The organism is Tenacibaculum sp. Bg11-29, assembly GCF_002836595.1.
Classification (GTDB): Bacteria; Bacteroidota; Bacteroidia; order Flavobacteriales; family Flavobacteriaceae; genus Polaribacter.
Map to the genome: position 1 here is coordinate 1947336 of NZ_PJBB01000003.1, position 9179 is coordinate 1956514.

Genomic DNA, 9179 nt, shown 5'->3' on the forward strand with positions numbered 1-9179 from the left:
TTAGTATATGGAAAGTAGGGCAGTTGATAAGCACTTACTTTCGGATTTACACTTAGCCCTATTTTTTATTTTTATCTTTTCGTTTTTTCTAATATATATATGGCGGACTTTGCAAACAAGCATAAACCTTTGTTTTAGAACTTTTCGCCCTATTTTTTATATACATTGTTGCCTGCTGGCTTTTCTTTTCGCAAACTTGCTAGCGTTGGCAGAAGACATACTCTTTGACAAGTTTTGGCTTTAGCAGTTGGCTTTTGAGCGACTTGGCAATGTGTATGGCTTTTAGCGTGGGACTAGCTCTCATCTTTGTAATATATTTTATAGAATTTCCGACCATCTTTTTCCACTCCTTGTTCTATCAGTTCTTTATCTCCGTGTATATATATGTGAAAATTCTTGTCAAGTTTCAATACTTTTTTAAAAGCCCTGACTTGTTTTTTTACTGCTTGTGATGATATATCAAAACTGTCAGAAACTTCTATTTCATTATCATCTCTATAGGAATTATCAAAACTTCTAAATGATTCAATTAGCTCCTCACTTTGAAAAACAGATTTCTCAAACTCTTCTTTTTCAAATTTATCATTGGTTTTAAAATAATCAACAGAACGATTTAATAAATCAATTTGGTCAGTTTTATTTACTTCAAACTCATCCGATAGTTGTTTAGTAACATATTCTTTTGTTATAGATAGGAAATCATTAGTAAAATGATATTCGTCAGAAGCAGGTTTAATATTAAGAAAATCATTTTTCCAATACTGAGTGTCCTTTGATTTAGAATCAATCACACAAACTTTATAGCCTTTCTCTTCTTCTAAATCGAATACCAAGCACCCTTTGTCTAATTTATTAATATTTATACCATTTACGTGTTTAATATTAACATTATCATCAATTGAATCAAATTTTAAAAAGACATCTTTAACTTCTGATTTGAAAAAGCCAATAGCATTACATTTGACACCATCAAAAGAACAATTATTAAAAAAGCAAATACAAAGATCACCACCGTTAATTTTTGGGTGAGTGGATTGTTCATATAAATGTTTTGAAATATCAATTGATATTTTATAGAGTTGCTCTGGAGAAGAAAACAATCTTTTTACAAATAAGTATATTTCATTTAATTCAAGTTCCGATGGGTGACAGAAGTTATAAACTTCATTATTGTTAAATGGAGATAAAAAATATTTTAACAAATAACTTTGTGTTTCATCATTTGAAAAAGTAATGTTCTCGTTTGAAATTTTGAAATTTTCATCACGTAATTTATTACCTACTTGATGGACGTAAATACCTTCAAGATTAATGTCTGTAAATTCTATCATTCTATAATATTGAATTGTTTAAGTTTTTCTATTTTAAACCTCTCTATTTCTCTTGAAAGTTCCCTTTCAAGACCTTTTATGTCGCTAAGTTTTTTTACAGTATCCGTTTTATATAAATATGGTTCAGAATTGAAAACTCCATTAAGTTCTCTTTTATTTCTTAATGCTTTAGAAAAATTATATGTTACATAATAGTATCCATTTTGGATATTAAGGTAATCAAATTTGTATCGAATCTTAATTTCTTCTAAGAAAATTGAACCTTTAGCTTCTTCAATTGATAATTCAGTAAGGGTTGTAAGGTTTTTACCATCAAATTTTATTACTAAATCTTTATCTGCTTTATCCTTAAATTTTTCTGGAATTTCAGTGTCATCATCAAATTTGAATGTGATTGATAATATCTCTGGATTTTTAAAAATAGAAGAAGAGGAAATATTAGTGAAACTAAGAAGAAAATTTACTCTTTCTAAATTAGACTTGAAGCTGTTGAACATTACTTTTATCTTTGTTTCTTCAACAAAGTCAATTTGTTTGAATTCTTGATGTAATAGCTTTAATGCACGATTTGCAATTAACTTATCTTCTCTTGTAATAGTATTTTGAGTAACTACAACAAGACGGTCATTGTCTTTTTTTACTACAATTTCAATTTTACCCCATTTAGTGTTTACTAAAAGAAAACTTGTTGGGTCTTTTATTTCCGTTGTTAAGCTTAAAACAAACTCTTCTTTGTCTTTAGCATTTTGTGTGAATTTTAAAGTTGAATTTGAGTGAACGATTTTAGTATTAAGCCCTTCTGTTATATTATCAAAATTAGGATTTACTTTCTTGAAAATATTTTCTAAACTATCATTTTGCTTTATTGTATAATGTTCGTTTATACTGTTAGTAGTTTTTTCTTTCACATCAATTAGAGATTTGAAATCCTCTAATTCGTTAGGGCTAAATAATAAAGTAGTCATTAGTTTAATTAAATTAACCTTGTCTGCATTTTTTACAAAAACCCCTTTTTTTGCTAAGAATATTTTCAAATCATTAGCGTTAATTGCTTCTGTATTTAAAAAAGGTTTTAATATATCTCCATAAGGCAAAATATTTATAAAGGCTTCATTAAGGTGTTTAGAATTACTTAAAGATTCCTCATTGTTTTCTTGGTATATTTCATTTTTACTTATTCTTGTTTGTGTGTTAGGTAATGAGTCTAATACTTCTGTTTCAACTTGATTATATCTCAGTACCTTTATTTTATCGTCTAAAAGTTCTTCATCAAAAGAACGTATGGTTTTTAACGCTTCATTTTGATGTTGGTCTTCATTATAATCAGGGAAATACAATAGGTATTCGTTACCAAACCCACTTGTCAAGCGAATTGTTAACCAAATCAATTTTTTTAATGATTCTGGAGAAAAAGAATCAGAACAAAAGAGTAAGAAGCTAATTTTTGTTTTATCTTCTTTAGCTATTGGAATGACTGATGAATTGATGTATTCAACAGGTAATTTTAAACCTCTTTGACCAATTTTATCAGGACTTTGATTCGCTTCTGTTATTGGATAAAGGAATTTAACTGAGACATCATCTCTATAATTTTTTGCAGTAATAATACTACTGATTAAAAAATTCGCTCTCTTATTATCTATTAAATAGTAAGTTAATTTATCATTAAGTAAAGTTCTTTTATAATTATCCTTGGTTGGATGGATGAAGTCCGTGAGTAAATCGTCACTATCTGTTGTTAACCAAAACAAAAGACTATGATAATTTGTTGATTCAAATCGTTTTAAAGGAACTTCATTTTTATTTTTTGAATCAGCTAATATAACATCTACATCTTTTAAATATTTAGTTATTTCAGATTTTGATGAATTTGGGTAATTAAAATTGTGTAGAGAAGATACCATAACAAAATCACCTGTTTTTTCTTTTAGTTGATTCGTGAAATCACCTATGAAATTTACAGTATGTACATCATTATCAGATGTATGTTCATTGAATATTTCTATTGTTTGATTTTCTCCAAATTGATTCCAACCAATAAGATCTAGTATTTTTTTAGTTATTCTATGATTAAGAGGGATGTTTTGATTTTCAATTGGTGGTGCTAATGAAGTGAAAGGGTTTCTTTCAATTTGAACTTCAATTGAACTAATCCACTTTAATAATTCAGTATCAAAATCAGCTCTAGTTATTTCAGTTCCAATTATAGAACTAGTTGCAAATCGAGAGTTTAAATTATGGACAATAATTTCCCGAACCTGTGGAGAAATTTTTGGTTTATTTTTTCTGGTATAATAGTGATCAATTTTATTTGAAGCTTGGTCTATTAAAATTTTAGTATCCAATGTGCCTAATTTACTGATACGAACATTGGCAATACTTTTTACTTTGAGTAAATTTTTAGCAAGAGGCCCTATTAATGATAGTTCGTACTCAGATGCATTTGGAGAATGGCTTGTGAGTTCATTACAATAAGTTTCAGCAGCTGCACGTCCAATAGTGTTCTCTGAAGATTTTACTTGGGTAAGCTTAATAATACTATTAGGATATTTCCATCTGATATCTACTTTTTCAGATTCATCAAGAGGCTCTAAGGTTACAGATATCCAATCATTATCTTTCTCCAAGGCATCTAACAAGCAAATAATTGTTTGTATAATGTAACCTCTCATTCCTGCGTTTCCTCCCATAGAATTTGTTTTATTTATATATTCAATTTTTATTTATTTTGAAGCGTTGGCAAGAAATTGCTCTTTTGGTTTTTTGTGTTTTGGCTTTAAGCTTTGGCAAAAACCAAATGTGCAATTTGTGCGGCTGGCTTTTTTTTGCTTGCAGGTAACTAGTTACACGCAAAATAAAGTTCTCAATCATCGGTTCATACACCCAGATAAAACAAACTTTATGTTAATTAATCCTTTTTATTTTTCTTAGCCAAAAGTAGGGTGTCAGAAATAGAAAACGAACTAAAAAACCGTAACATAAGTACGGTTTTACCCTTCTTTTGTTACAAATTTGATTTAAAAATGATTCCATATTAAAAAAAGTAGTGAACGTTCTTTTTAACATTAATTTTTGCTAAAATTAAATATTTTAATCATTAAAAAATTACGGGTTACCTTAAAAGCACGTTTTTTTTTAATGTGATTGTAAAGAGGTGCTACTTGGCAATTTTATAGTATTATATTTTTAATGTACAGTTAAAATTCAAAATTAATAAAACTGTACACTCAAAATTATAAAATAAAAATGAGTGTACAGTTATTTGTGGTAAATAAACTGTTATATGAATTTAATAAATAGTAAGCTGTTTTGTGTTTCGTAATTTCGTTACACAATTTTTTTTATTATAAAAAAAAGAGCTAATAATAGGTTATTTTAGTTTGTAGAAAAACACAAGTAATATTTTTTTGAACAGGAGTATTGTTAAAAATATTTATAATAAATTGTTTGTTTTTATTTAAACTACTAATATAATTTAGTTTTAAGTGGTGTTTTAAATAATACCTTTGTAACATATAAACGCTATGTTAAACTAAATACTAAAATTATGAATATTCTTTTGTGGCAAATTTTAAACTTAATAGGAATTACAATTATTGTATTCTTATTAATAAAATTTTTAAAAAAAATCAGAAAAAAAAGTTAAAAAAATTACTATTAATTATTTCAATATTCTGAAAATGATATTTTTATAAGAAGGGAATAAGAGAGTAATTGGAGCTAGGTACAAGCATTTTTCTATTTCAGATATTAAATATAGTATATAGAATACTGAAGAAGGAGTAAGTTTAAAATTTAATCCTTCTTTAGGCTAAAGTTTTAATAGAATTACTTATTTATACATAGAGAAGGAGCTGGGAAAAAACCTTGATAGTTTACTAATATATCTTAGTAACTAAATGATGAGTGTTTACAAATGATCTCAGTGATAAGCAACAACCAAAAAATGTTATAACTAATATAGTTTTACATATATAAAGCTTCTATAAAAAGTAAGGTTAGTACTTTGTGAGTTTTACTACAGTAAGTTAAATAGTTATATTAGTTAAAAGAATTATAAGGTACAGTAAAGTATTTCATATAGCTAAATATTCTTGTTAAGAAAAATAAGGGTGAATTGTTTTTGGTGTATAATATACCGAACCTTTTATATGAGTTCTTTACAATTAATGTTAGGTTAAAATTAAATTATGAGCGACGATATATACATTTTTATATTTCTTCTAAGTCTTTTAAATATTCTTTTTATCTATAAACTAGTAAGTGGGGTTTCAAGCATTTATAATTATAAAAAAGGAAAAAGTTTAAAAGCTGAGCTAATTAGTTTTTCGTGGGTAAAAGCCCCGCCAGCAAGGTTAAGTTATTTGCTTCCTAAAGAACAATTAGAAATTACCTTTAGGTTTGTTTTAGGTGATGATATGTATGAGAAAACGGAGTTAGATATTCATTTTAAGTTTAAAAAAATAAATTTGAAATCTTTACCTAAAATAGAAGGTAAGATAGAAGTTTATGTACCAGAAAATAATGACCCTAATAAAGTAACTATAAATAAAGTAGAGGAAACCTTTTTACCTTTAATGGGATTGTTGGTGTTGGTAATTTTTAGTGGAGGGATTTTATTTTTAATAATGCAAAACATTTAATTAGTTTATAAACTTACAAGGCAATTATATAAAGTAAAAACTTAACCAACAACAGTTTGTTTGGTAACTCACGATGACGAAAGTTAAGCGCTATTTTAACGATCTAACGATAAGGCACTGTGCAGTAACCTTAACCTTAGAAATGAGTCATTTTTTTTAAGAAATAAATTAAAAGAGAAGAAGTTAAAAGAAGTAATAATAATTACTAAACGTTATTTGGTGTTTTATTTTTTAGGATAGCTATCAAACTCATTAGGTTCGGCAGCAATAGGCTGATCGGAATTTAAATTATCACCTTGTAAATAAAATACCTTTTTTTGAAGTTCGATGTTATCAGTCGATAACTTTCTGTTTTCTTCAAGTAACTCGATATACTTTTCTTTATAATCAGTTATTTTTTTAACATTAGCATCAGAACTCACATTACTATTTAAAATTTCCCCCTTACCAGTTAAAAACCAATGAGTGCTAATATCACTATTAGTTTCTATTATAGCTTTTAAAACATCAAAACTAGGTTTCGATTTTCTACCAGCAACAATATTTGATATAACCTGTGGCACAAAGCCGATGCTATTTGCAAATTTTCTCTTGTTGCCATTGAATCTAGTATTAATAATATACTGTACACGGTCGGCTATGTTAACAAAGTTTAATTTCATTCTTTTTACAATCAATTGTTTATCTTTTGTTCCTGAATAAGGAACAAAAATGTCAATGAACAAATCTACGAATAAATAAAACAAATACAATGCCTTAGTATGTAGTGTAGTTAGCAAATAGATGTGAGAATAAAAGAACTTGTAATCAAGCCAACAAAAGATTACTTAGCAAACATAAGATTATGGTTGGTAACCAACACTTTTAGCAAACGTTATTGCGAGAAGGTACAACGCGGTAATCTATAAACGTTGAGGTAGGTATCTAATATCAGATTACTTGGTACCTCGTAATTACGGTAGTTAACGAGCACTTTTAGCAAACGTCATTGCGAGAAGGTACAACGCGGCAATCTATAAATGTTGCGGTAGGTATCTAATATCAGATTACTTCGTACCTCGTAATTACGGTAGTTAACCAATACTTTTAACAAATGTCATTGCGAGAAGGTGCGACGCGGCAATCTTTAAATATTGAGGTAGGTATTTAATATCAGATTACTTAGTGCCTCGTAATGTTGGTAGTTAACCAATACTTTTAACAAATGTCATTGCGAGAAGGTGCGACGCGGCAATCTTTAAATATTGAGGTAGGTATTTAATATCAGATTACTTCGTACCTCGTAATGTTGGTAGTTAACGAACACTTTTAGCAAAGGTCATTGCGAGAAGGTACGACGCGGCAATTTTTAAATGTTGAGTTAGGTATCTAATATCAGATTACTTCGTACCTCGTAATGTTGGTAGTTAACGAATATTTTTAGTAAACGTCATTGCGAGAAGGTACGACGCGGCAATTTTTAAATGTTGAGGTAGGTATCTAATATCAGATTACTTCGTACCTCGTAATTACGGTAGTTAACCAATACTTTTAACAAACGTCATTGTGAGAAGGTACGACGCGGCAATCTTTAAATGTTGAGTTAGGTATCTAATGTCAGATTACTTCGTGCCTCGTAATGACGAAGATTAAATAATAGCTCATTAATAACAAATGAGTCAATTTATTTTATGAAGTAAATTAAAATAAAGAAAGTAACGAAACCCTATTTAGTATTCTTTTTTTTAGGATAAGTAACAGCTGTATTTGGTTTGGTAATATCAGAACCATCAGAATCTAAATTTTCTAGCTGTAAATAAAAAGCCTTTTTCTGAAGCGCTATGTTGTCGGCCGACAACTTTCTGTTTTCTTCTAGCAACTCAATACATTTTTCTTTATAATCAACTGTATCTTTAATACCAAAATTATTAGTTTTTAACATTTTTCCCTTACCGGTTAACAGCCAAGATGCATTAATATCATCATTTGTGGATAGTATGGCGTTTAAAACATCAAAACTAGGTTTTGTCTTTCTTCCAGAAACTATATTTGCTATAACTTGAGCTGAAAACCCAATGCTCTTAGCAAACCTTGCGCGAGTTCCATTGTGTAGCGTATTAATTATATATTGTATTCTGTCTGAGATGTTAATAAAATTTATCATCTTTTGTTTGTTTTATAATCTTTTGTTTGTATACTTGTTGTGCGATAAAGAATAAGAAAAATTATGAACAAATCTACGAATAAAAGAAATAAATATAACACGTTAGTTGTAATGCAGTTAGCAAAGAAATGGGGTGTTACAACACGTTTTGTAACCATGAGTTTACGAGCAGACAGAGAAAGCGAAACAGCAGAGAAATTAAAAAAAGAATACAAAAGATTAGTAAAACAAGTAGAAGCAGTATTAGAATAAGTAAAATTAGCTTCATAAAATATTTTTATCCCCTAAAATAATAATCATGAAAACATAAAATACGTAGATAATTGTATTAAAAACAACCCCCTTTTTAATAGCGTAACCAGTAGTAAAAAAGTAACATTAAAATTTATGCTACATCAGTAATATATTTTAAAAGTAAAATTGCTAAGTAACATAATCATTAAAAAAAGTAATCATGTTGGGGTTAAAGTAGTGTTGCCGATATACAATCAATTGTGTTCATTAGATTTAGAATATTTGTTAGAAGTTTAAATTAAAGAAGTTGTATTGTTTTTAGTAGAAAAAAATATTTAGTTATCGTCATTGCGAGTTACGATGTAATCTATTATAGATTCATTCTTGGTATCGGGATGAAGGGCTACCAAGTAGTAGTACCGCAATGACGTTTTAAATAAAAAGTTAATATAGTTTTTTAAATGTAGTCATTACGAGGTAAAAGTAATCTTTTGTGGTACCGTTTTATAGTTATAAGGTTGCTACCCCATATCTCCTCGTAATGGCGTTTAAAAAAATAGTAGCACATACAATGAAATTGCATTGTGTTTGTGTTAAAAAAGAGGTTTTAATTATCGTCATTGCGAGTTACGAAGCAAGCTGTTATAGGTTTGTTCTTGGCATCGGGGGGTCTCAAGTCGTAGTACCGCAATGGCGTATTTAAATAATTTTTTACTAGTATGTAAGTAGTTAAAGTAGTTTTTTAAATGCAGTCATTGCGAGGTAAGAGGCAATCTTTTGTGGTACCGTTATAGTTATAAGATTGCTGCCCCATTTCTCCTCGTAATG

Annotated in this window: 6 protein-coding genes; 2 read left to right on the forward strand and 4 right to left on the reverse strand. The window is 28.4% G+C overall.

Annotated features, from left to right (window positions below; translation table 11 throughout):
- Window positions 1–293 precede the first annotated feature (293 nt).
- A complete protein-coding gene (locus CXF68_RS08830; protein WP_101043997.1) occupies window positions 294–1331 on the reverse strand; it encodes a nucleoid-associated protein in 1038 nt (345 codons plus the stop codon).
- On the reverse strand, window positions 1328–4021 hold the full coding sequence (locus CXF68_RS08835; protein WP_101043998.1) for a hypothetical protein: 2694 nt from the start codon (window positions 4019–4021) through the stop codon (window positions 1328–1330). The genes CXF68_RS08830 and CXF68_RS08835 overlap by 4 nt, the downstream gene beginning before the upstream one ends.
- Window positions 4022–5521: 1500 nt before the next feature.
- Between CXF68_RS08835 and CXF68_RS08840 the strand changes: the two genes are divergently transcribed.
- On the forward strand, window positions 5522–5974 hold the full coding sequence (locus CXF68_RS08840; RefSeq protein ID WP_101043999.1) for a hypothetical protein: 453 nt from the start codon (window positions 5522–5524) through the stop codon (window positions 5972–5974).
- A gap of 224 nt (window positions 5975–6198) precedes the next feature.
- Here CXF68_RS08840 and CXF68_RS08845 read toward each other — a convergent pair whose 3' ends face one another.
- Together CXF68_RS08845 and CXF68_RS08850 are read right to left on the reverse strand one after the other, a co-directional pair.
- Window positions 6199–6636, reverse strand: coding sequence for a hypothetical protein (locus CXF68_RS08845; RefSeq protein WP_198553778.1), 438 nt, complete (start codon window positions 6634–6636; stop codon window positions 6199–6201).
- Window positions 6637–7679: 1043 nt separating this feature from the next.
- The gene (locus tag CXF68_RS08850) at window positions 7680–8117 is read right to left on the reverse strand and encodes a hypothetical protein (protein WP_101044001.1); all 438 of its coding nucleotides are present in this window, start codon (window positions 8115–8117) and stop codon (window positions 7680–7682) included.
- 63 nt (window positions 8118–8180) lie between these two features.
- Between CXF68_RS08850 and CXF68_RS08855 the strand changes: the two genes are divergently transcribed.
- The gene (locus CXF68_RS08855) at window positions 8181–8369 is read left to right on the forward strand and encodes a hypothetical protein (RefSeq protein WP_101044002.1); all 189 of its coding nucleotides are present in this window, start codon (window positions 8181–8183) and stop codon (window positions 8367–8369) included.
- Window positions 8370–9179: the final 810 nt, after the last annotated feature.